General features: G+C 70.4%; 20 protein-coding genes and 1 tRNA gene. 9 read left to right on the top strand and 12 right to left on the bottom strand.

Annotated features, from left to right (window positions below; translation table 11 throughout):
• Positions 1–87: 87 nt before the first annotated feature.
• The 4 genes from ACFYXC_RS23370 to ACFYXC_RS23355 are packed head-to-tail and all read right to left on the bottom strand — an operon-like array spanning position 88 to position 3,565.
• On the bottom strand, positions 88–1,146 hold the full coding sequence (locus tag ACFYXC_RS23370; protein WP_389553911.1) for an NAD(P)H-dependent flavin oxidoreductase: 1,059 nt from the start codon (positions 1,144–1,146) through the stop codon (positions 88–90).
• Positions 1,146–1,916, bottom strand: coding sequence for a CoA-transferase subunit beta (locus tag ACFYXC_RS23365; RefSeq protein WP_389553910.1), 771 nt, complete (start codon positions 1,914–1,916; stop codon positions 1,146–1,148). The genes ACFYXC_RS23370 and ACFYXC_RS23365 overlap by 1 nt, the downstream gene beginning before the upstream one ends.
• The gene (locus tag ACFYXC_RS23360) at positions 1,913–2,776 is read right to left on the bottom strand and encodes a CoA transferase subunit A (protein ID WP_389553909.1); all 864 of its coding nucleotides are present in this window, start codon (positions 2,774–2,776) and stop codon (positions 1,913–1,915) included. The genes ACFYXC_RS23365 and ACFYXC_RS23360 overlap by 4 nt, the downstream gene beginning before the upstream one ends.
• Positions 2,777–3,565 (bottom strand): enoyl-CoA hydratase family protein, encoded by a 789-nt coding sequence (locus ACFYXC_RS23355; RefSeq protein WP_389553908.1) that lies wholly within the window; start codon positions 3,563–3,565, stop codon positions 2,777–2,779.
• Between the two features lie 87 nt (positions 3,566–3,652).
• On the opposite strand from ACFYXC_RS23355, the gene ACFYXC_RS23350 reads away from it, so the two are divergent.
• Positions 3,653–4,387, top strand: coding sequence for an SDR family oxidoreductase (locus tag ACFYXC_RS23350; RefSeq protein ID WP_389553907.1), 735 nt, complete (start codon positions 3,653–3,655; stop codon positions 4,385–4,387).
• 1 nt (position 4,388) lies between these two features.
• Positions 4,389–5,396: an SDR family oxidoreductase gene (locus tag ACFYXC_RS23345; protein WP_389553906.1), complete on the top strand. Its 1,008-nt coding sequence runs from the start codon at positions 4,389–4,391 to the stop codon at positions 5,394–5,396.
• 138 nt (positions 5,397–5,534) lie between these two features.
• Here the strand turns inward: ACFYXC_RS23345 and ACFYXC_RS23340 are convergent, their stop codons facing one another.
• The gene (locus ACFYXC_RS23340; protein WP_389553905.1) at positions 5,535–6,440 is read right to left on the bottom strand and encodes a hypothetical protein; all 906 of its coding nucleotides are present in this window, start codon (positions 6,438–6,440) and stop codon (positions 5,535–5,537) included.
• 251 nt (positions 6,441–6,691) lie between these two features.
• Here ACFYXC_RS23340 and ACFYXC_RS23335 point away from each other — a divergent pair, with 251 nt between their 5' ends.
• From ACFYXC_RS23335 to ACFYXC_RS23320, 4 genes are all read left to right on the top strand, one after another.
• On the top strand, positions 6,692–7,066 hold the full coding sequence (locus ACFYXC_RS23335; RefSeq protein WP_389553904.1) for a chorismate mutase: 375 nt from the start codon (positions 6,692–6,694) through the stop codon (positions 7,064–7,066).
• A gap of 124 nt (positions 7,067–7,190) precedes the next feature.
• Positions 7,191–9,704 (top strand): aminopeptidase N, encoded by a 2,514-nt coding sequence (gene pepN, locus ACFYXC_RS23330; RefSeq protein WP_389553903.1) that lies wholly within the window; start codon positions 7,191–7,193, stop codon positions 9,702–9,704.
• Positions 9,705–10,050: 346 nt separating this feature from the next.
• Positions 10,051–11,454: a pyridoxal phosphate-dependent decarboxylase family protein gene (locus ACFYXC_RS23325; protein ID WP_389553902.1), complete on the top strand. Its 1,404-nt coding sequence runs from the start codon at positions 10,051–10,053 to the stop codon at positions 11,452–11,454.
• Complete coding sequence (locus ACFYXC_RS23320) at positions 11,451–12,884, top strand: lysine N(6)-hydroxylase/L-ornithine N(5)-oxygenase family protein (protein WP_389553901.1); 1,434 nt, start codon at positions 11,451–11,453, stop codon at positions 12,882–12,884. The genes ACFYXC_RS23325 and ACFYXC_RS23320 overlap by 4 nt, the downstream gene beginning before the upstream one ends.
• A gap of 52 nt (positions 12,885–12,936) precedes the next feature.
• Here ACFYXC_RS23320 and ACFYXC_RS23315 read toward each other — a convergent pair whose 3' ends face one another.
• Positions 12,937–14,745, bottom strand: a complete 1,809-nt coding sequence (locus ACFYXC_RS23315; protein ID WP_389553900.1) for a bifunctional metallophosphatase/5'-nucleotidase — start codon at positions 14,743–14,745, stop codon at positions 12,937–12,939.
• Between the two features lie 171 nt (positions 14,746–14,916).
• Here ACFYXC_RS23315 and ACFYXC_RS23310 point away from each other — a divergent pair, with 171 nt between their 5' ends.
• Both ACFYXC_RS23310 and pyk read left to right on the top strand, forming a co-directional pair.
• Complete coding sequence (locus ACFYXC_RS23310; RefSeq protein WP_389553899.1) at positions 14,917–15,639, top strand: SIMPL domain-containing protein; 723 nt, start codon at positions 14,917–14,919, stop codon at positions 15,637–15,639.
• Between the two features lie 149 nt (positions 15,640–15,788).
• Positions 15,789–17,225: a pyruvate kinase gene (gene pyk / locus ACFYXC_RS23305; RefSeq protein WP_389553898.1), complete on the top strand. Its 1,437-nt coding sequence runs from the start codon at positions 15,789–15,791 to the stop codon at positions 17,223–17,225.
• Between the two features lie 6 nt (positions 17,226–17,231).
• On the opposite strand, the gene ACFYXC_RS23300 is transcribed toward pyk, so the two are convergent.
• Both ACFYXC_RS23300 and ACFYXC_RS23295 read right to left on the bottom strand, forming a co-directional pair.
• The gene (locus tag ACFYXC_RS23300) at positions 17,232–18,020 is read right to left on the bottom strand and encodes a helix-turn-helix domain-containing protein (protein WP_389553897.1); all 789 of its coding nucleotides are present in this window, start codon (positions 18,018–18,020) and stop codon (positions 17,232–17,234) included.
• An 89-nt stretch (positions 18,021–18,109) separates the two neighbouring features.
• A tRNA-Leu gene (locus tag ACFYXC_RS23295) sits at positions 18,110–18,192 on the bottom strand.
• 98 nt (positions 18,193–18,290) lie between these two features.
• Between ACFYXC_RS23295 and ACFYXC_RS23290 the strand changes: the two genes are divergently transcribed.
• Entirely contained in the window at positions 18,291–18,950 is a 660-nt protein-coding gene (locus ACFYXC_RS23290) for an ANTAR domain-containing response regulator (protein ID WP_388919885.1), read from the top strand.
• Positions 18,951–19,029: 79 nt separating this feature from the next.
• On the opposite strand, the gene ACFYXC_RS23285 is transcribed toward ACFYXC_RS23290, so the two are convergent.
• The 4 genes from ACFYXC_RS23285 to ACFYXC_RS23270 are packed head-to-tail and all read right to left on the bottom strand — an operon-like array spanning position 19,030 to position 23,415.
• Positions 19,030–19,746 (bottom strand): ABC transporter ATP-binding protein, encoded by a 717-nt coding sequence (locus ACFYXC_RS23285; protein WP_388919888.1) that lies wholly within the window; start codon positions 19,744–19,746, stop codon positions 19,030–19,032.
• Positions 19,743–20,642, bottom strand: coding sequence for an ABC transporter ATP-binding protein (locus ACFYXC_RS23280; RefSeq protein ID WP_388919891.1), 900 nt, complete (start codon positions 20,640–20,642; stop codon positions 19,743–19,745). Before ACFYXC_RS23280 ends, ACFYXC_RS23285 begins: the two co-directional genes overlap by 4 nt.
• A 5-nt stretch (positions 20,643–20,647) precedes the next feature.
• Positions 20,648–22,477, bottom strand: coding sequence for a branched-chain amino acid ABC transporter permease (locus tag ACFYXC_RS23275; protein ID WP_389553896.1), 1,830 nt, complete (start codon positions 22,475–22,477; stop codon positions 20,648–20,650).
• A gap of 5 nt (positions 22,478–22,482) precedes the next feature.
• A complete protein-coding gene (locus tag ACFYXC_RS23270; protein WP_388919896.1) occupies positions 22,483–23,415 on the bottom strand; it encodes a branched-chain amino acid ABC transporter permease in 933 nt (310 codons plus the stop codon).
• Between the last annotated feature and the right edge of the window lie 31 nt (positions 23,416–23,446).

The raw sequence follows: 23,446 nt of genomic DNA, 5'->3' as shown, positions 1-23,446 counted from the left end.
GCGGGTGTCGCGTTGTCGCAGGCGGGTGCGGGTGCGGGTGCGGGTGCGGGTGGGGGTGGGGGGCTTGTCGCGCCGTTCCCCGCGCCCCTAAGAGGGCGGGCCGGGGGCCGGAAGCGTGCGCAGCGTGTGCTCCGCCTCCGCCATCACCCTGTCCACCAGCGCCGCGCACGACGGCAGGTCCTCGATCACGCCCGCCACCTGGCCCGACGCCATCACCCCCAGGTCCGCGCGGCCCTCGACCATCGACGCGCGCAGCAGCATCGGGGTGTTGGCGGCCAACAGGACCTGGCTCCACGTCAGGTCCCTGCCGTGCCGCATCGCCAGGCCGTCGCGGACCATCCGGGACCAGGTGAGACCCGAGAGTTCGCGGAAGGCGGCGGCCCGGCGCACCGCCCGGGCCAGCGTTCTCGTACGGCCCGCCCCCTCCAGGGAGTCGACCAGCTCCGTACGGAGCATGCGGTGCGGCAGGCCGTCCACGGCGGTCGTCACCGTGACGTCGTTCACCGTGGCCGTGAGATAGCGGGCCTTCACCGCGTCCGGCACCGTCGAGTCCGAGGTGAGCAGGAAACGGGTACCCATGGCGACTCCCGCGGCGCCGTACGCGAGCGCCGCGACCAGACCCCGGCCGTCGAAGAAGCCCCCCGCGGCGACGACCGGGATGTCCACGGCGTCCACGACCTGGGGGAGGAGCACGGTGGTCGCCACCTCGCCGGTGTGGCCGCCGCCCTCGCCGCCCTGCACGATCACCGCGTCCGCTCCCCAGGCCGCGACCTTCTCGGCGTGGCGGCGGGCACCTATGGAGGGGATCACGACCACGCCCGCGTCCTTGAGCTCGGCGATCAGCTCACGGGAGGGTGCGAGCGCGAAGGACGCGACCCGTACGCCCTCCGCCACGATGATCCGTACCCGGTCACGGGCGTCCCCCGCGTCCGCGCGCAGGTTCACCCCGAACGGCGCCCGGGTACGGGACCGCACCTCGCGGATCGCCGCCCGGAGCCGGTCGGGCGTCATGGTCGCGGAGGCGAGGACGCCCAGCGCGCCCGCGTTCGCCACCGCGGACACCAGGCGCGGGCCCGCGACCCAGCCCATCCCGGTCTGCACGATCGGGTGCCGGACACCGACGAGCCTGGTCAGCGCGGTCTCCATCAGCCTTTGACCTCACGATCGCGCAGTCCCCGCGGGTCGATGACCTCGCGGATCGCCGTCAGCTCCGCCGGGGACGGCTCGCGGGTGTACGGGACGTCGTCCGGGACGGCCGGCTCGAAGCCCGTCGCCGCGACGACCTCCTCGACCGTCACGCCCGGGTGGAGGGAGGCGAGCCGCATCGAGTGGTCCGGGGTCGCGAAGTCGAACACCCCCAGATTCGAGACCACCCGCGGGATGCGGTGGAAGCGGGTCGCCGAGGGCCCGGCCGTGGCGGCGCTGTCGTACCCCACCCCGCCGATCATGTCGACCTTCGCCACGAAGACCCGCCGGGAGTGCTTCGGCACCCAGTAACTGACCGGGTTGTTCAGCGTGTTGACGGGACCGCCGCGCACTCCGAGCAACTGGCGGGCGGGGCGCTCCCAGTCGCCCACGCACGAGATGTTCTGGTTGCCGAAGCGGTCGAGCTGGCTCGCGCCCATCATCACGTGCCGACGCCCGCCGGTCACCAGCGCCAGATGCTGCCGGTACGGCAACCACCCCTCCACCGTGCCGTCGGGATCCACCAGCAGCGCCTCGCCGTCGGTGAGGAGCAGGTCGGGCGAGAAGGTGCGCCTGGCGAGGCGGGCGCCGATCGACGGGATGAGGCCCATCGGACTGGCCAGCACCTCGCCGTCGCCCCGCCACGCCTCGGCGCAGGCGATCACGCAGTACTCGGCACGGGTGACGCGCGGCCGGGAACCAGCCGGGGAGGTGCCCGACGCCGTGCTCATCGCCGCTCCTCGTGCCACGCCCCCACGGCGGTCCGGTAGGCGTGCTCGTCGCCCGAGAGGAACCGGTCGGCGAACTCGGGCCAGGGCGTCGACGCGTACAGCCGCTGGAACGCCTCGTCCCGGTCGTGGTCGGGGGCGCACGACGTGAAGTGCGCCCCGCCCGGCGCCTCCACCACACCACTCACATGGAGCCGCTTGACGAGCAGGGTCTGCGGGGGCGCCGCCTTCGTCAGCTCCGCCGTGTCGACGATCCGCTCGCAGGACACGTACGCCGTCCGGGCCGCCTCGCAGAACAGGTCGTCGAAGTACGGGTCGGGGCCCAGGTACTGGCCGTTGCCCGCACGGTCGGCGCGGTTCACATGGACCAGCGCCGCGTCCAGGGACAGGGCCGGCATGGCGACGAAGGTCTCGTGCACACCCGTCGACTCGTCCTCGTACGGAGAGGTGACCGTGCGCAGACCGGGGTTGACCCGCATCACGTCCGAGCCGAGGCCGGCCCGCACCGGCAGGAACGGAAGCCGGCCGGCGGCTGCCCGCAGCCCCGACATGAACATCGCCTCGTCGATCTCCATCAGGCCGAGGGAGCCGCTCTCCCGGGCCGCCCGGTAGTGCGGTTCCAGCGGGATCGAGTCGAGCGTCGCGAACGGGGCGACCAGTTTCCGTATCCGCCCGGCGGCCGCGAGCATGCCGACGTCCGGGCCGCCGTACGAGACGACCGTGAGATCGGTGACCGGGGAGCGGAGCAGTGCCCGCACCAGCGCCATCGGTTTGCGGCGGGAACCCCAGCCTCCGATGCCGAGGGTCATCCCGCTCTCCAGCCGGGCGACGGCCTCGTCGGCGGTCATCGTCTTGTCACCCATTCACCCGTCCCCCTTTCCGGTCTTCTCGGTCCTTCCGGCCTTTCGGGCCTTTCCGGCCTCTCCGAAGGTGTCGCGGACCCGGCCGCCCACGCCGCCGAGGGCCGCCTCGAACGTGAAGCCCTGCTCGAAGCGGTAACCGCGGCGGACGTCGACGGGGTCGATGCCGTTGATCGCGGCCTTGGCGAGCCGGATCAGCTGTCCGTCCTTGTCCGCTATCTCACGGGCCAGCTCCAGCACGGCGGCGCGCAGTCCCGCACGCGGCACGACCCGCCACACCGACCCGTGCCCGTGCAGCTCGGCCGCGGTCGCCGTGCGCGACGTGTAGTACAGCGCGCGCATCAGATGCCGGGGCACCAGCCGCGACAGGTGCGTGGCCGCGCCCAGCGCGCCCCGGTTCAGCTCGGGCACACCGAAGGTGGCGTCCTCGCTCGCCACGATCGCGTCCGCGTTGCCCACCAGTCCTATCCCGCCGCCCAGACAGAAGCCGTGCACCTCCGCCACCACCGGCACCTCGCACTCGTACACGGCCGCGAAAGCCTCGGCGCACCCGCGGTTGGCGCCGAGCAGGGCGCTGTCGCCCTGCGCCTGTATCTCCTTGATGTCCACGCCCGCGTTGAACCCCCGCCCCTCGGCGGCCAGCACCACACAGCGGATCCCGGCGTCGAGGCCCGTCGTGCGCACGGCGGCGGCCAGCTCGGACCAGCCACGCACCGGCAGGGCGTTCACCGGCGGGAAGTCGACCGTGACGACGGCGATCCCTTTTTCCGGGGACGAGGTGGAGACACCCATGGGCACATCAGCTACCTTTCCACCAAACGTTTGTTAGGTGCGATCTGATCCGAAGGTAACAGCGAACACCGACGAGCGGGAGGCCCTGTGGACAAGCGGCTCGTGGTGGTCACCGGCGGGACCAGGGGCGTCGGTGCCGGAATCGCCCGCGCCTTCGCCGAGCAGGGCGACGAGGTCGTGGTCTGCGCCCGCAGACCACCGCAAGTGCCGCTCGACGGCACCGCGTTCGCCCCCCTCGATCTGCGCGACCGGCAGGCCGTGCGCGCCTTCTTCGGGCGGCTGCCCCGGCTCGACGTCCTGGTCAACAACGCGGGCGGCGCCCCCTACCGGCTGCTGACCGAGACGGAGGCCGAGCGGCACGCGCGCGTGATCGACCTCAACCTCGTCGCGCCGTTGACGGCCTCCCTTGCCGCGTACGAACTGCTGAAGCGCGCCCGGGGCTCCGTCGTGATGATCGGCAGCGTCAGCGGCACCCGGCCCTCACCCGGCACGGCTGCCTACGGGGCGGCCAAGGCCGGACTGGAGAACCTGGCACGCTCGATGGCCGTGGAGTGGGCGCCCGACGTGCGGGTCAACACGCTCGTCGTCGGAATGGTCCGCACCGAGCTGTCCCACCTCCATTACGGCGGCGAGGACGGCATCGAGGCCGTCTCCCGCACCGTCCCGCTGGGACGGCTCGCGCTGCCCGCGGACGTCGGCCGGGCCGCCGTCTTCCTCGCGTCGGACGCCGCGGCCTACATCACGGGCGCCGGCCTCCAGGTGCACGGCGGCGGCGAGCGCCCCGCCTTCCTGGAGGCGGCGACCGTCAACAAGGAGCAGTGACATGGCCTCAGGCACGGGCGGGAACACGGGCGCGGACACAGGCGCGGGCAGGGACGCGGGCGCCGGAGAGGGCGCGGGCAGGGGTGCCCGGGACGGCACGGGCGCCGGTCTCTGCGACGGGCGCGTGGTGATCGTCACGGGGGCGGGACGCGGCCTCGGGCGGGCCCACGCGCTCGCGTTCGCGGCCGAGGGGGCGCGGGTCGTCGTCAACGACCTGGGTGTCGGGCTCGACGGTTCGCCCGGGCCCGACAGTCCGGCCGGGCAGGTCACCGAGGAGATCGCGGCGGCGGGCGGCGAGGCCGTCGCGCACGCCGGGGACATCGCGACGACCGAGGGCGCCGCGTCCCTCGTACGCACGGCGCTGGACACCTTCGGACGGCTCGACACCCTCGTGAACAACGCCGGGTTCCTGCGCGACCGCATGCTCGTGAACCTCGACGAGGACGACTGGGACGCCGTCATGCGCGTCCATCTGAAGGGCCACTTCCTGCCGCTCAAGCACGCCGCGGCGCACTGGCGGGCCGAGGCGAGGGCGGGGCGCCCGCCGCTGGCCCGGGTCGTCAACACCAGCTCCGGAGCCGGTCTTTCGGGATCGGTCGGACAGGGCAACTACAGCGCGGCCAAGGCCGGCGTCGTCGGGCTCACCCTGGTGGCCGCCGCCGAGCTGGGGCGCTACGGAGTGCAGGTCAACGCCATCGCGCCGGCCGCCCGGACCCGGATGACCGAGACCGCCTTCGCGGCGGCCATGGCGGCACCGGACAGCGGCTTCGACGCGATGGCCCCCGAGAACGTGTCACCGCTCGTCGTCTGGCTCGGCTCCACCGCGAGCGCCGGGGTCACCGGCCGGGTCTTCGGCACCGAAGGCGGCCGCATCACCGTCATGGACGGCTGGCGCCCGGGCCCCGCCGCCGACAAGGGCGCCCGCTGGACCCCCGCCGAGGCGGGCGACACGGCCCTGCGGCTCCTCGCGGAGGCACCGGCCCCGGTCGCGGTCCACGGAACGCGCTGACACCTCCCCGCCCGCCTGCCGCACCGCTCGGCGCGCACCTTCCGGCGAGGGCGTGGCGACCCGCAACAGGGGCGCGACGAACCGCGCGACCAGTCAGGACGCACCCGCAGCGAACCGACGACCCCCGGCGGTCACCCGTCACGTGTCGCACTCCAGAACCGTCCGGCACAGCCCGCACCGCGCCCGCACCCGCCCCCGAACCGGCACCCGGATCCGCTGATGACAGGTCGGGCACGGGAACGAGACCCGCAACGGCCCCCGCCCGTCCGGCGTGAACGCGTACGCGGTGCCGTCGGCGCCCGCCCGCGGAACGACCCGCACACGCTCCTGCGCATGGCGGCGGTCCTTCGCGTACCGCCGCCGCCCCGCCCAGCCGGCCGCCGACAGCGGCGGCTGGCGCTCGTCCTCGCGGGCCCGCGCCATGCCCCGCGTGTACGCCGTGTACGCCTGCGGACTCGTGAACCAGATCGCCGGGTCCTCACCGAAGGCCAGCGAACGCTTGGCCAGCACGTACCCGAACTCCTCCGGCGTCAGATAGCCGAGTTTCTGCGAGGACGACGCGTCCTCCCGGTACGCGTCGAGCAGCAGCCACCCCGCGCCGAGATACGTCGTCGCCGTGTCCGTGAGGATCTCGTTGTCCCGGGTGCCCGGGAACGACAGGTCGAGGCGGTGCAGGTAGACGTGCATCACCTCGTGCGCGAGCGCTGCCCCGATGTCCCGCCGGTGGGTGCGGAAGCGGTCGTTCAGCTCGATGAAGTACTCCGGGCCCGCCGCGAGCTCGACGTTCGCCGCGTACTCCATCTCGCGGAAGCTCACGATCATGCGGGCGTCCGGCAGCCGGAAGTGCCGCACCAGCTCGCGCGCCACCCGCTGGGCACCCAGATACAGGTCGTCCGTGTCGCGGAACGCCACGTCGGCGGGGGGCACGCTCGTGGCGAACGCGTGGATGGTGTCGTACGAGAGCCGCTTGTACAGCGCGGTGACCGCCGCCCGCACCGTCTCCAGGTGCGGAAAGCCGTGCTCGACCGGACCGCCGTTCGTCACGCCCGTACCCCCAGAGAGGCCCCGAACCTCATCCCACCTTACGGGGACACGAGCGTTTGGGGACACGAGCGGATGCCCGTGGGTCCGGTCGGCGGCGCGCCCGCCGGGCAGGGCGAGTTCCCGTTCATGGTCAGCCTGTCCACAAGGTTAAGTCTCCCCGTCGCCGTCGCCCGACGCGTCGGCACGGCACCCGTCCGATTCCGCGAACAGCAGGCACACCGCCTGAGGCACGCCCCTTAGGGTGGTCGCCCATGACCACCAGCAACATGGGCGACCCCAACAGCACCGGCAGCACCGGCAATATCGACACCACGTCCGATGTCGCCCCGGCCGTCCGCGCCGAACTCGCCCGACTGCGCGAGAGCATCGACAACATCGACGCCGCCGTCGTCCACATGCTCGCCGAGCGCTTCAAATGCACCCAGCAGGTCGGCCACCTCAAGGCCGCCCACCACCTGCCGCCCGCCGACCCGTCCCGCGAGGCCCAGCAGATCGCCAGACTCCGCCGGCTGGCCGAGAACGCCAACCTCGACCCCGCGTTCGCGGAGAAACTCCTCACCTTCATCATCGCCGAGGTCATCCGCCACCACGAACGCATCGCGGAGGACACCCACACCCGGGACTGACCGCCCCGGGCGCACCACCGCGACCCGTACGGCGCGCGACCGCCGGGACACGGCGCACGCGACCACCGGGCACAGCACCGGCAGACCGGGCCGCCCCTGTGCCGCGCCCCGCCCATCAGGCAGCATGGCACCCATGTCCGTACTGACGCGCGACGAAGCGCAGACCCGTGCCGCACTCCTCGACGTCCACCGCTACCGGATCGAACTCGACCTGACACGCGGCGACGACACGTTCGACTCCCTCACGACCATCACCTTCACGGTACGTGGGGACCTCGGTGACAGGGACACCTTCGTCGAGCTCAAGCCCGCCGAACTGCGCTCCGCCAGCCTCGACGGTTACCACCTCGACCTGGGGACGTTCCACGAGAACCGGCTGCCCCTCACCGGCCTCACCCCGGGCCCGCACGAACTGCGCGTCGACGCCGTCATGCGCTACTCCCGTACCGGCGAGGGCATGCACCGCTTCACCGACCCCACCGACGGCGAGACCTACCTCTACACGCAGATGTTCATGGACGACGTCCAGCGCGTCTTCGCCGCCTTCGACCAGCCGGACCTCAAATCCGTCGTCGAACTCTCCGTGACGGCCCCCGACGAGTGGACCGTCCTCACCAACAGCGTCACCACCCGCACGGACGACGGGGTCTGGCAGGCCGCACCCACCCCGCCGATCTCCACCTACCTCGTCGCCGTCGCCGCCGGACCCTGGCACTCCGTGCGCACCGAACACCGCGGCCTGCCCTTCGGCATCCACTGCCGCCGCTCCCTGGCCCCCCACCTGGACGCCGACGCCGACGAGATCCTCGACGTCACCCGCGCCTGCTTCGACCGCTACCACGAGAAGTTCGAGGAGCCGTACCCCTTCGACTCCTACGACCAGGCGTTCGTACCCGAGTTCAACGCCGGCGCCATGGAGAACCCCGGACTCGTCACCTTCCGCGACGAGTTCGTCTACCGCTCCGCCGTCACCGACACCGAACGCCAGACCCGCGCCATGGTCATCGCCCACGAGATGGCCCACATGTGGTTCGGCGACCTCGTCACCCTGCGCTGGTGGGACGACATCTGGCTGAACGAGTCCTTCGCCGAGTACATGGGCTACCAGACCCTCACCGAGGCGACCCGCTTCACCGACACCTGGACCGACTTCGGCATCGTCCGCAAGGCTTGGGGCTACGACGCCGACCAGCGGCCCTCCACCCACCCCGTCGCCCCCGACCCGGAAGCCGTCCCCGACACCGCCTCCGCCCTCCTCAACTTCGACGGCATCTCCTACGCCAAGGGCGCCTCCGCCCTGCGCCAGCTCGTCACCTGGCTCGGCGAGAAGGACTTCCTCACCGGCATCAACACCCACTTCGCACGCCACAAGTTCGGCAACGCCACCCTCGCCGACTTCATCGAGTCCCTCGCCGCGGCCACCGAACGCGACGTCCACGCCTGGGCCGACTCCTGGCTGCGCACCACCGGCGTCGACACCCTCACCGCGGCCGTCACCACCGGGCCGGGGGAGTGGACCCTCGCCGTCGACCGCGAGGGGAGCCGCCCCCACCGCGTCACCGTCGGCGTCTACGACCGCGACCTCGGCGGCGGCGACCACGCACTCGTCCTGCGCGAGCGCTACGAGGCGGACATCCCGCAGAGCCGGTCCGCCGACGCCCGCCCCGGCCCGCGGCCCGCCCTCGTCGTCCCCAACGACCTCGACCTCACCTACGCCAAGATCCGCCTCGACGACGAATCCGAGAAGAGCGTCCTGCGCGGCATCTCCGGGGTCCCCGACGCCCTCACCCGCGCGGTCCTGTGGAACACCCTGCGGGACATGGTCCGCGACGGCGACCTCGACCCCGGCACCTACCTGGACACCGCACGCAACCACCTCCCCGCGGAGACCGACCTCGCTGTCGTCCAGGGCGTCCTGACCTTCGCCGCCACGCAGGTCGCCGACCGGTACCTCCCCGCGCACGACCGGCCCGCCGCCCTCGCCACCCTCACCTCCCTGTGCCGCGACCTGATCCGCCGCACCGAGGACGGTGACAACCCGGGCCTGCGCCTCGTCGCCGTACGCCATCTCATCGACGTCGCCGCCCAGCCCGACACCATCAGCGCCTGGATCTCCGAGGGCACCGTTCCCGGCGGCCCCGAACTCGACCCCGAACTGCGCTGGCGCATCCTGGGCCGGCTCTCCGTCCTGGGCGCCATCGACGACGCCGTCATCGACGCCGAACTCGTCCAGGACCCCAGCGCCACCGGCCAGGAGGGCGCCGCCCGCTGCCGCGCCGCGCTGCCCGACCCGGTCGCCAAACAGGCCGCCTGGGACGCGATGTTCGCCACCGACGACCTGTCCAACTACCTCTTCACGGCCACCGCCCGGGGCTTCTGGCAGCCCGAACAGACCGACCTGGTACGCGACTACGTCCCACGCTACTTCGAGGACGCGGTCGCCCTCGCCGCCCGCCGGGGCCCCGCCATGGCCGAGGCGGCCGGCCGCTGGGCGTTCCCCGCGTACGCCATCACCCCCGAGACCCTCGCCCTGGGCGAACAGTGCCTGACGGAGGCCACCCCGACCCCCGCCCTCCACCGCAAACTGACCGACCAACTGAACGACCTGTCCAGAGCCCTACAGGTACGCAACCCCTGACAAAGCGCCCCCGCCCCCGGTTCTTTAGGGGCGCGGGGAACTGCGCACCCAGCCCCCACAAAGCCGCACACACCCCACAGCCGCATCCCCCACCCACCCTCCAGGGGCGAGTCCCGTCAGGGGCGCGGGGAACTGCGCGCCCAACCCCCACACACCCGCACGGGCCCCCGGCCGGAGGCCACCCCCGCCCCCGGCCGGAGGTCCCGTCACACCCCCCGCTACCCCTTTCGAGTGCAGATCACCGAACCCCCGGGAACCCACGGCCCCGAACGCGACAAGCTGGCAGCCCCGCCATACGCCCAGCCGCCAACGCCTCGCCGCCGAAGCCTCGTCGCCCGGAGAGAAGATGAGCCCGCTCGCATCAGGCCCCCAGGGCCCGCACACCCTGCGACCGTTGCTCGACACGGTGCTCGACGCGCTGGAGAAGGGCGCCGATACCCGCCGCGGCCCCCTCCCCGCCGGCGGCCCCGCCCAGGTGGCCGCCCGCCTCCGCGAGGCCCTCGGCGACCCCCTCCCGGACGACGGCGACGGCCAGGCCCTGTACTCCCTCGTCCACGCCTTCGCCGCGGGCGCCGCAGACCCCGCGGACCCCCTCTGCACGGCCCACCTGCACTGCCCGCCCCTCGCCGTCGCCGCCGCGGCCGACCTCGCCGCGTCCGTCCTCAACCCGTCCCTCGACTCCTGGGACCAGGCCCCCGCGGCATCGGAACTGGAAGCCCTCGTCACCAGGGCCCTCGCGGACGAGGTCTATCCCCCCACCACCCACACCCCTTTGACCCGCACCCCCACCGCCACGACCCCCGACGCCCTCGTCACCACCGGCGGCACCGAGTCCAACCAGCTCGCCCTCCTCCTGGCCCGCGAGAAACAGGGCAACGTACAACTCGTCCAGGCCGCGGGCGCCCACCACTCCCTCCACCGGGCCGCCTGGCTCCTCGGGCTCCCCGAACCGGTCACCGTGCCCGCCCCCGCCGGCACCATGGACCCCGCCGCCCTGGACCAGGCCCTCACCGCGCTGCCCGGCCCGCCCGGCGGCATCCTCGTCGCGGCCACCGCCGGCACCACCGACGCCGGCCTCATCGACCCGCTGCCCGAGATCGCCACCCTCTGCGAAGCCCACGGCACCCGCCTCCACGTCGACGCCGCCTACGGCGGAGGACTCCTCTTCAGCGACCGCCACCGCCCGAAACTCGACGGCCTCGCCCGCGCCGACACCGTCACCCTCGACCTGCACAAACTCGGCTGGCAGCCCGTCGCCGCCGGTCTCCTCGCCGTACGCGACCGCGACGACCTCACCGCCCTGGCACACCGGGCCGACTACCTCAACGCCGCCGACGACACCGAAACCGGCCTCCCCGACCTCCTCGGCCGCTCGCTGCGCACCACCCGGCGCCCCGACGTCCTGAAGATCGCCGTCACCCTCAGAACCCTCGGCCGCCGAGGACTCGGCACACTCGTCGACCAGGTCTGCGCCCACGCCGGAGACCTCGCCGACCTCATCGACCGGCACCCCTGCTTCGAGCTCTACGACCGGCCCACCATCAGCACCGTCCTGTTCCGGCCCACCCACGCCACGGACGACACGGTCGCCGCCGTACGCCGCCGCCTCCTCACCGAAGGCCGCGCCGTCCTCGGCCGCGCCCGCGCGGACGACCGTCTCTGGTTCAAGGCCACCCTGCTCAACCCGCACACCGGACCCGGCGACCTCGCCGCGCTCCTGAGACTCGTGGAAGGACACACCGCCCGATGAGGTCGACGCCACCCCCCCCGTCCGCCACACCCCCCACCCACCACGAACCCGAGGCCCCCCGCGACCTCGTCGGCATCGGCATCGGCCCGAGCAACCTCTCCCTCGCCGCCCTCGCGCACCCCCTCGCCGAACTCGACACCGTCTTCTACGAACAGCACCCCGCGTTCGACTGGCACCCGGGCCTCCTCCTCGAAGGCACCACGCTCCAAGTCCCCTTCCTCGCCGACCTGGTGACCCTCGCCGACCCCACCAGCCCCTGGACTTTCCTGAACTACCTCAGGACCCGCGAGCGCCTCTTCCCCTTCTACTTCGCCGAGCGCTTCCACCTCCACCGCACCGAATACGCCGCCTACTGCCGCTGGGTCAGCGACAGCCTCCCCGGACTCCGCTTCGGCCACCAGGTCGACGCCGTCCGCTGGAACCCCGAACGCGACCTCTTCGAGGTCGACTACACCCAGCTCGACGCCGACGGGGAGGCGGAGGCACTGGGACGCACGTACACCAGGAACATCGCCCTCGGTATCGGCACCGCCCCCCACATCCCCGAACCCCTCCGGCCCCTCGTCGAAGCCCCCGGCGTACCCGTCATCCACGCCGCCGACTACCTCCAGCACCGGGAACGCTTCCTGACCGCCGGGCACGTCACCGTGATCGGCTCAGGACAGTCCGGCGCCGAGGTCTACCTCGACCTCCTCAGGAACCGCCCCGCGGGCCGCGAGAGGATCCACTGGCTCGCCCGCACCGAAGCCTTCGCGCCCATGGAGTACTCGAAACTCGGCCTCGAACACTTCACACCCGACTACACACGCTACTTCCACGCCCTGCCCGAGCCCGTACGCGACCGGCTCGTCCCCGCCCAGTGGCAACTGCACAAGGGCATCGACGCGGACACCATCGCCGCCATCCACGACGAGCTCTACCGCCGCACCCTCGACGGCGGCTGGCCCGACACCGTACTCACCCCCGGCGTCCACGTCCGCACCGCGGGCCGTATCGCCACCACCCAGATCGAACTGCACCTGGAACACGTCCAGCAGGCCGACAGGTCACGCATGACCACCGACGCCGTCGTCCTCGCCACCGGCTACCGCGAACGCCCCCTCGACCGGATCCTCGCCGGCCTCGACCCCTACATGCGCCGCGACGCCTCCGAACGCCCCAGGATCGACGACCGGCACCGCCTCGTCCTCGACCCCTCCGTCACCGGCGCCGTCCACGTCCAGAACGCCGAACGCCACACCCACGGCGTCGGCGCCCCCGACCTCGGCCTCACCGCCTGGCGCAGCGCGAGCATCCTCAACTCCCTGACCGGCAAGGACCCCTACCCCCTGCCGAGCCGCACCGCCTTCACCACCTTCGGACTCACCCAGCAGCCCCAGATCCCGCCCGCCAGGCAGCCGAAGACCCTCACACCACTGGTGGCCGACTGAGACAGCCGGCCACCAGGAGAAAACGAGGAAAGGAGGAAAGGGGAACACACGCCTAGAAGACAGGCGTGCCCTCACGCGTCAGCTTCCAGTCCACCGAGGCGAACTCCTTCGGGTCCAGCGAACCCTTCGCCGTCACCCACTCCGCGATCCGCGTACGGATCTCCGTCGACTCCGCCCACAGCTCCTTCGCCGACGCCACGTGCGGGAACGCGCCACCACCGTTCGCCCGGTAGTTGTTCACCGCGAACACGAACTGCTGCGCGTCGTCCAGCGCCACACCGTCGTACGAAAGGTTCTTGATCCGCGACCCCGCCGCCTGCGCGATGTCGATGTCGTACGTCAGCCCCGACACGTAGTCGTAGTTGTAGTCCGGCCGGTTGCCCGCGTTGGTCAGCTTCTCCACCTCGACCGGCGCACCGGCCGCCGTCCGTACGAAGTACTCCGCCGAGAACTCCAGGTACGCCCGCACCTGCGCACCCGTCAGCAACTTCGCGACCAGCGTGTTGTCGTACACGTACAGGCTCGACAGGTCCCGGATCGTCACGTCCCCCGCCGGGATCTCCGACGTCCGCGAGAACGGCGACGCCTGCGACAGCACCGGCAGCGACGCGTACTCCGTACCCGCCAGCGCCGCCCTGACCACGTCCTCCTGCACCTTGTTGATCAGGTCGATGATCGGCGCGTCCTTGTAGCGCGCGTCGACCGTCGTCAGCGTCTCGGTCGCCGTGCCGACCACCTGGTTGACGTACGCCACGACCACGTCGTGCTCGTCCTTCAGCAGCTTCGTGATCTTCGGGTCGTCCGTCACCGTGTTCGTGTTACGGACCGACGCCGCCACCGACTCGACCGTCCACCGGCCCTTCTCGAAGACCAGCTCGAAGTCGAACAGCGACAGCCGCTCCGCGTACGCCAGCGGCTCCGACAGGACCACCGTCCGCCCCGTCTTCGCGTTCGTCACCTTCAGCTCGGGGATCTCCACATGCGCGTGCCCGACCAGGATCGCGTCGATCCCCGGCACCTGCTGCGCCACCAGCGCCGCCGAATTCTCCACGTACGGCAACTGGTCACCGTACGACGACGTGCCCGACGAACCGGAGTGCGCCGACACGACCACCACGTCCGCGCCCATCGACCGCAGCTTCGGCACCCACTTCGCCGCCTGCTCCTCGAGACCGGGGAAGACCAGCTTGCCCTGCACGTACGCCTTGTCCCAGATCGCGATACCCGGGTTCGTCAGCCCCAGCACCGCGACCTTGACCGGCGGCGCACCCTTCACGTGGAACCTCTTGATGAAGTAGGGCGGGAAAGCCGGCTTCAGCGTCTTCGCGTCCAGGGCGTTGGCGCCCAGCAGCGGGAAGCGGCACTGCTGCTCGAACTTGCGCAGCGTCTCGATGCCGTAGTTGAACTCGTGGTTGCCCAGCGCCACCGCGTCGTACCCGATCGCGTTCATCGCCTGAGCCATCGGGTGCACGGGACCGCCCTTGGCGGTGATCGGATCGACCTTCGCGTAGTAGTACGTCAGCGGTGTGCCCTGGATCGTGTCGCCTGCGTCAAGGAGCAGCGTGTTGTCGCGGCCCTTCTCCTTGCGCACCGCGTTCACCAGCGTCGAGATCCGCGCCAGCCCCTGCGCGTTGCCCGCCGCGTCCTGGTACTCCGCGTCCTTGAAGTAGTCCCAGTTGAAGACATGGCCGTGCAGGTCGGTCGTGCCCAGCACCGTCAGCGAGTACCGCTTGGGCTTCGGCTTTCCGCGACCCGTCACCGCCGCCGCCTCCGCACTCGGCGCCACCGCCGCACCGGCCAGGGCGACACCGGCCCCGGTCACAGCGGACTTCTTCAGGAACTTCCGACGGTTCAACGGCATGACGGGCTACTCCTCGAAGGGACGTTCAACAACGCGCGTAGATGTGGACGTGAATGTCAACAACGCGCGTAGATTCTGACCCGGCCACGCCATGCGGCAACACCCCCCGAAGGTTTCGATCTGATGACCGGCAGACACCATGGCCCGCCCGCCGGTGACAGAGTGGGACGTATGACCTCAGCCCCCGGACACCCCGGACCCGCCACCCCCTACGGCACCCCCGAAGCCCCCCGCATAGCCGTCCGCGGCGAAGCCCACCTCGAAGTCGACCCCGAGACGGCCCGCATCGGCGTCACCGTCCAGTCCCGCGGCACCGACCGCCGCGAGGCCCTCGCCGACCTCACCCGCCGCAACACCGGCGCCCTCGACCTGATCAAGACATACGGCGAAGCGGTCGAGAGACTGGAGACCGGCGCCTTCTCCATCACCCCGGAACTCACCAAGCACGGCCGCGGCGAACGCATCCGCGCCTACCACGGCCGCGTCCACATCACCGCCGAACTCACCGACTTCACCGCCCTCGGCGAACTCACCACCCGCCTCGCCGACCTCGACCTCACCCAGGTCGACGGACCCTGGTGGGCCCTGCGCCCCGACTCGCCCACCCACCGCCGGGCCAGGCAGCAGGCAGTACGCGAAGCGGTCCAGCGAGCCCGCGAATACGCGGAGGCCCTCGGCGCCACCCTCGCCGCCCTCGTCGAACTCGCCGACGTCGGAGCCGAGAACGCCCAGCCCTACGGCATGGAGACCTACTCCCGCTCCATGCGGACCAAGGGCTTCGACGCCGCCGCTCCGGAAGACCCCCAGGCCCTGGACCTCGAACCCGAACGACAGCACGTGTACGCCCAGGTCAACGCCCGCTTCACCATGACACCGCCGGCACTCGAACGCTGACCCTCCGCGACGTCCGTCCGGCAGGTCGGGTGCTCATCGGAGCGCCCTCGCGCACGCCCGAACATCTGTCAACAACCTTTCACGCAAAGGTTGTTGGGCAGCCACGCAGGGCCGAGTTCCTACCCGCCGGTAAGACTTAGGCTCGTATCATGCGCCGAGCAAAAATCGTCTGTACTTTGGGCCCCGCCACCGACTCGTACGACCAGATCAAGGCACTGGTCGAAGCCGGAATGGACGTAGCCCGCTTCAATCTCAGTCACGGCAGCTACGCCGAGCACGAGGAGCGCTACCAGCGCGTACGGAAGGCCGCCGACGAGACCGGCCGCAGCGTCGGCGTCCTCGCCGACCTTCAAGGTCCGAAGATCCGACTCGGCCGCTTCACCGAAGGGCCTGTACTCCTCGAACGGGGCGACACCTTCACCATCACGGTGGAGGACGGTGCCCAGGGCGACCGCCAGACCTGCGGCACCACCTACTCCGGCCTCGCCGCCGACGTCACCACCGGCGAACGCATCCTCGTCGACGACGGCAAGGTCTGCCTCGAAGTCACCTCCGTCGACGGGCCCCGTGTCCACACCACCGTCATCGAGGGCGGCATGGTCTCCGACAACAAGGGCCTCAACCTCCCCGGTGTCGCGGTCTCCGTCCCCGCCCTCTCCGACAAGGACGAAGCGGACCTCCGCTGGGCCCTGCGCACGGGCTGCGACGTCATCGCCCTCTCCTTCGTCCGCAGCGGACGCGACATCGACGACGTCCACCGCATCATGAAGGAGGAAGGCCGTCACCTCCCCGTGATCGCCAAGGTGGAGAAGCCACAGGCCGTCGACAACATCGAGGACATCGTCGCGGCCTTCGACGGCATCATGGTCGCCCGGGGCGACCTGGGCGTCGAGATGCCCCTGGAGCAGGTCCCCATCGTCCAGAAGCGCGCGGTCACCCTCGCCAAGCGCAATGCCAAGCCGGTCATCGTCGCCACCCAGATGCTCGACTCGATGATCGACAACTCGCGCCCCACCAGGGCCGAGGCGTCCGACGTCGCGAACGCCGTGATCGACGGCACGGACGCCGTGATGCTCTCCGGCGAGACGAGTGTCGGCAAATACCCCGTCGAGACGGTCCGCACCATGGCCCGTATCGTCGAGGCGGCGGAGGAGGACATCCTCGCGAAGGGCCTCCCGCCGATGACGGAACGGAACAAGCCCCGCACCCAGGGCGGCGCCGTCGCCCGCGCCGCCGCCGACATGGGCGACTTCCTCGGCGCGAAGTTCCTGGTCGCCTTCACCCAGAGCGGCGACACGGTCCGCCGCCTCTCCCGCTACCGCTCGCCGATCCCGCTGCTGGCCTTCACCCCGGACCCGGCGACCCGCTCCCAGCTGAACCTGACCTGGGGCGTGGAAACGTTTCTGGGACCGCACGTCGACTCCACGGACGCGATGGTCGACCAGGTCGACGAGCTGCTCCTCAAGTACGGCCGCTGCCGGAAGGGCGACATCGTCGTCATCACGGCCGGCTCCCCGCCCGGGATCTCCGGCTCGACGAACCTGGTCCGCGTCCACCACATCGGAGAGGACGACACCCCGAAGTAGACCGCGTCAGTATTTGGGACCCACGTGGGCGTCCATGAGGGCGACGGAGGCTTTGCGGGCGACGGAGATGTTGTACGGGTTCCCGTGCCGGGTGCAGTGCGTCCACTCGACGCCCAGCTGGTCGAGGGTGTCCGTGTAGAGCTGTCGGATGTCGTCGGACACATTGGTGAAGAAGTACCGGGGGTACTCATACCGCTTGCGCTCACCGGCGACGATCCGGGTCGTCCAGTTGATGATCCGACACCCATCGGAGTGGATGAGCCCCCGGACGAACTCCCAGGGATGGGCATCAACAATCTCCTGTTGCCAGGGTTCGAGGGCGATGACGCGCTCGTGCTTCCTGCCCGGACCGTGCTGAGGGAAAAGGCAGTGCAAATGCTTCGAGTAGACCTTCACGTTGCGGCAGCCGGTCCTGCGGACCCGGCAGACCGAGTTGCCGGGGAACACCGAGCGCATGGCTTGCTCGCAGTCGTCCATGAGCCCGGGCCATGACTCGCAGCAGGTGATCATGAGGTTGGGCACACGGTGCTCGGAGTAGTGACTGATGTGCCCGTCTCCGAGGTACAGACCGAGCAGGTAGCTGTACGCGGACTCGTCCAGCTCACGCCCGTCGCACCGATGGCACGGCGGGTCGTGCTTACCCGGGCACTCGCCGCGTTTCGCGCGGTCCATGTGTTTCCAGTAGCCGATCGTGCCGAGTGGGACATCGAGCGTACGAGCGACGTCGGCGTTCTTGGCACCGCCTCGCAGCAACGTGATCGCCCTCTGTCGCACCTCTGTGCCGTGGAAGTCCATACGAACACTCTGCGTAACCGGATGTGACGACACGCAGCAAAAAGCGGATGTTCACGAGAACGGGAACATCCGCTTCAGAGCCGAACATGTACCGGGTGCGGGATTCGAACCCGCAAGCCCTCTCAGGCAGAGGTGTTTGAGACCTCCGTGTATACCCTTCCACCAACCCGGCCAGGCACACACGGAAGTGTACCGGTTCACCGCAGGCCGACGCCCCTAGGTAGGCTGCTGAGGGAGCAGTACTTGCCTGCCCCGGAACAAGGAGCAACCGTGACCGCCCCCGAGTCGCCCCAGCCCGTGGACGCGCCCGACGACGACAAGTCGCACGTGCCTCCGCTGACGACCCGTGTCGTCATCGCCGAGGACGAGGCGTTGATCCGTCTCGACCTCAAGGAGATGCTGGAGGAAGAGGGATACACGGTCGTGGGCGAGGCCGGTGACGGCGAGGAAGCCGTGGAGCTCGCCCGGGAACACCGTCCCGACCTGGTCATCCTCGACGTGAAGATGCCGAAGCTCGACGGCATCTCCGCCGCGGAGAAGATCGCGGAGGAGTCCATCGCCCCCGTGCTGATGCTGACCGCGTTCTCGCAGCGGGACCTGGTCGAGCGGGCGAGGGACGCCGGCGCGATGGCGTACCTGGTGAAGCCGTTCAGCAAGAGCGACGTGGTTCCGGCGATCGAGATGGCCGTCTCGCGGTTCACGGAGCTGAAGGCGCTGGAGAAGGAGATCGAGGATCTCACCCAGCGGCTGGAGACCCGGAAGCTGGTGGACCGTGCGAAGTCGGTCCTGCAGACGGAGTACGGCCTGACGGAGCCCGCCGCGTTCCGCTGGATCCAGAAGACGTCGATGGACCGGCGGATGTCCATGCAGCAGGTCGCCGAGGCGGTCATCCAGGACGCCGACGAGAAGAAGGCCGCGAAGAACGGCTGATCGGCCACCACACCCCTTCGTACGGTTGAGGCCCGCACCCCGAGCTCGGGGTGCGGGCCTCAACCGTACGGGGCGGGACTCAGTCCTCGCCGAGGTACGCCTTGCGGACGGACTCGTCGGTCAGCAGGTCCTGGCCGGTGCCGGAGAGCACGATGGATCCGACCTCCATGACGTGCCCCTGGTCGGCGAGGGAGAGCGCCGCCTGGGCGTTCTGCTCGACGAGCAGGATGGTGGTGCCCTGGGACTTCAGTTCCGCGATGGTCGCCATGATCTTCTGCATCATGATCGGGGAGAGGCCCATGGAGGGCTCGTCGAGCATGAGCAGTTTCGGCTGGGACATCAGGGCGCGCCCCATGGCGAGCATCTGCTGCTCACCGCCGGAGAGGGTGCCGGCGGCCTGCTTGCGGCGTTCTCCGAGGATGGCGAAGAGGTCGTAGGCGCGCTGGATGTCCTTTTCGATGCCTGCCTTGTCGTTGCGGAGGAAGGCGCCGAGGCGGAGGTTGTCCTCGATGGTCATGCGGGGGAAGATGTGCCGCCCCTCGGGGGAGTGGGCGAGTCCGAGGGAGACGATCTGGTGGGCGGGGGTCTTCTTGAGGGACTTGCCCTGGAACTTGATCTGGCCGCCGACGGGCTTGAGGAGGCCGGAGAGGGTGCGCAGGGTGGTGGTCTTGCCGGCGCCGTTGGTGCCGATGAGGGTGACGACCTGGCCGGCGTCGACCTTGAAGGAGATGCCCTTGACGGCTTCGATCTTGCCGTAGGCGACCCGGAGGTCCTCGACTTCGAGCAGTGCGGTCATCGGTCGGTCTCCTTGCGGGGCGCGGCGTCGGCCTGTGCTTCGGCTGCTTCGACCTCCGCGACCTCGGCCTGGCCGGGTGCATCTTCGTAGGGTTCGCCGAGGTAGGCGGCGACGACGCGTTCGTCGCCCTGGACGGTGGCGCTGTCGCCCTCGACGAGTTTTTCGCCCTGGACGAGGACGGCGACGCGGTCGCAGAGGTTGAAGATGAAGCGCATGTCGTGCTCGATGACGAGGACGGCGATGCCCATGTCGCGGATGGCGAAGACGAGTTCTTCGGTGGCGCGGGTTTCCTGGGGGTTCATGCCGGCGGTGGGCTCGTCGAGGAGGAGGAGTCCGGGTTCGCTGGCGAGGGCGCGGGCGATCTCGAGCTTGCGCTGTTCGCCGTAGGGGAGGTTCCTGGCGAGGTGGTCGCGCTTGGCGGCGAGGCCGATGAACTCGAGGAGTTCCATGGCGCGCTCTTCGGATTCCCTTTCGGCCTTCTTGAATCCGGGGCCGCGCAGGAGTGCGGACCAGAGTCCTTCTTTGGTGCGGGTGTGGCGGCCGACGAGCACGTTTTCCAGGACGGTCATGTTGGAGAAGAGGCGGATGTTCTGGAAGGTGCGGGCGACGCCGGCGGCGGTGACCTTGAAGGACTGGGACGGCAGGACCGTGCCCTTGTACCGGACTTCGCCCTCGGTGGGGATGTAGAGGCCGGTGAGGCAGTTGAAGAAGGTGGTCTTGCCGGCGCCGTTGGGGCCGATGAGTCCGACGATCTCGCCGCTGTTGACTTTGAGGTCGACGTTGCGCACGGCGGTGAGTCCGCCGAAGCGCATGGTGACGCCGCGTGCGTCGAGGACGGTCTCGCCGGGGGCGGTGGCGCCGGGGTGGGCGCCCTTGGTGGTGGTGTCGGTTGTCATCGTGGTCAGGCCCCTGCCTTGCTGAGGACTGTGGGCGCTTCTGCTTCCTCGTGGAATTCGAGCTGGCGGCGCCGGTTCGGGATGAGGCCTTCCGGTCGGAAGCGCATCAGCAGGATGAGCGCGAGGCCGAAGGCGAGGAGCTGGTAGTCGCCGAGGAACTGGAGCTTGGCGGGGATGAGGTAGAGCAGTGCGGCGCCGACGAGGGGGCCGCTGATGGTGCCCATGCCGCCGAGGACGACCGCTGCGAGGAGGAAGGCCGAGTTGGGCGGTACGACGTGGGCGAACTGGTACTGCTCGGGGGTCACGGTGTAGGTGACGTGTGCCTGGACGGATCCGGCGAGGCCGGCGAGGGCGGCGCCGAGGGCGAAGGCGATGAGTTTGACGCGGAAGCCGTTGATGCCCATGGCGAGTGCGGCCGTCTCGTCCTCGCGGATGGCGACCCAGGCGCGGCCGATGCGGGAGTCACCGCTGCGGCGGAAGACGACCACGACGATCAGCGTGATGAGGAGCATCAGGAAGAAGTAGTTGGCGAAGCGCGCGATGGTGAAGCCGGCGACGGTGTGTTCCTGGCCGAAGTCGAAGCCGAGGATGTTGAGGTTCGGGATGGAGGAGATGCCGTTGGAGCCGTTGGTGATGTCGGGTCCGCTGGTGCCGTCGGCGTTGAGGACGGCGAGGCGGAAGATCTCGCCGAAGCCGAGGGTGACGATGGCGAGGTAGTCGCCGCGCAGTCGCAGGGTGGGGGCGCCGATGAGGACGCCGAAGACCATGGCGACGGCTGCGCCGAGGAGGGCGGCGGCCCAGAACGGCAGGTGGATGTCGAAGGGTGAGGAGGGGGAGCCGGAGACCATGGCCGCGGTGTAGGCGCCGACGCCGAGGAAGGCGACGTATCCGAGGTCGAGGAGGCCGGCGAGGCCGACGACGATGTTGAGGCCGAGGGCGACGGTGGCGAAGATCAGGATGTAGACGCCGATGGTCGCGTACTGGTCGTCGGACTGGGTGAAGGGGAACGCGGCTGCGGCGACGAACGCGCCGAGCATGGTGATGTTGCGGTGTTTGGCGGTGAGGGCGGAGACGCGGTTGACGAGTCCGGCCTTGGCGGCGGCGGCGAAGCCGAAGCCCGCGGTGATGAGGAAGCCGATGAACTGTTCGTCGTACTCGGTGCCGATGCCGTAGGTGAAGACGGTCAGGCCGAGGGCCAGTGCGGCGACGATGACGAGGATCTCGGCGTACGCGGGGAGCTTGCGGGCCGGGGCCCTGGTGGTTCCGGAGGCGAAGGCGGCCTTGACGACGGTGACGGTGTGCCGCGCTTTGTGGCGGAACTGCTCCCAGCCGGTGTCTTCGGGGTCGATGGGGTCGGGGGCCGGCCGTTCGAACGGCAGGGCGAGCGCGCCGAGCAGCGCCACGAGGGTGGCGACGGCCGCGACCCAGCCGCCGGGTTCGAGGTTGGCGAGGCCGCCGAGGTCCACGGCGATCGCGAGGACCGTGTACCAGGTGGTCGCGAACGCGGCGAGTGCGGCGAGTTTGACGGCGCTGTCGGCGCCGGCGGGGGTCAGCCAGCGCAGGCCCTTGACTCCGTAGGAGGAGAGGCCGAAGAGCGTGGTGAGGAGGCCGCCGATGAGGACGAGGACCTGCAGGCCGCCGGGGTAGCCGTAGACGGTGAGGTCGCCGGGGAATGCGTCCGTCCAGGTCCAGGCGAGGAAGGTGGAGACGATGGTGAGGACGCCGCCGCCGGTGGCGAGGGCGCGTCCGATGTGGGGCGGGATGCCGACGAGTCCGGTGGTGGAGCCGGTGGACTCCTTGGCGGGCGTCTGGGGGGTGTTGGTCTGTGTGGTCATAGGTCTCACGCCCTGTCCGCGACGCGCTCGCCGAGCAGGCCCTGGGGCCTGAAGAGGAGCACGAGGATGAGGAGTACGAAGGCCCAGACGTTGGCCCAGGACTGGCCGCCGAGCTGTTCCATGCCGGGGACGTCGGCGATGTAGGCGGTGGCCATGGTTTCGGCGAGGCCGAGGACGAGACCGCCGATCATGGCGCCGTAGATGTTGCCGATGCCGCCGAGGACGGCCGCGGTGAAGGCCTTGAGGCCGAGGATGAAGCCCATGCGGAAGTCGATCTGGCCGTACTTGAGGCCGTAGGCGAGGCCTCCGACGGCGGCGAACACGGCGCCGAGGGCGAAGGCGACGACGATGATGCGGTCGGTGTTGATGCCCATGAGCTTCGCGGTGTCCGGGTCCTGGGCGGTGGCCTGCATGCCGCGTCCGGTGCGGGTCTTCATGACGAAGTAGGCGAGGATCGCCATGCTGATGGGGGCGGCGACGAAGAGGAAGATGTCACCGGTCTGGATGGTGACGCTGCCGATGTGGAACGGGCCGCCCTCGATCTGCGGGAAGGTGCGGGCCGACTTGGCCTCGGGGTACCAGGCCCAGACCGCCTGCTGGAGGGCGAGGGAGAGCCCGATGGCGGTGATGAGGGGCGCGAGGCGTGGAGCACCGCGCAGGGGGCGGTAGGCGAACCGTTCCGCTCCGATGGCGACGGTGGTGGACGCGAGGACGGCGCCGACGAGCATGAGAGGCAGTGCGATCCACATGGCGGTGCCGTCGGGCAGTACGTACAGGTGGACCGTGAGCGCGCCGAAGCCTCCGATCATGAAGATCTCGCCGTGGGCGAAGTTGATGAGCTGGACGATGCCATAGACCATCGTGTAGCCGATGGCGACCAGCCCGTACATGGATCCCAGTAGCAGGCCGTTGACCAGCTGCTGCGGCAGTTCGTTCACCGCATGTCCTCCGAGCGTTCGGATAGTCGAG

Source organism: Streptomyces sp. NPDC002701 (assembly GCF_042889045.1).
In the GTDB taxonomy this organism is placed as follows: Bacteria; Actinomycetota; Actinomycetes; order Streptomycetales; family Streptomycetaceae; genus Streptomyces.
Note: the sequence above shows the minus strand (reverse complement) of the source record. Positions and strands in the feature narration are given on the sequence as shown.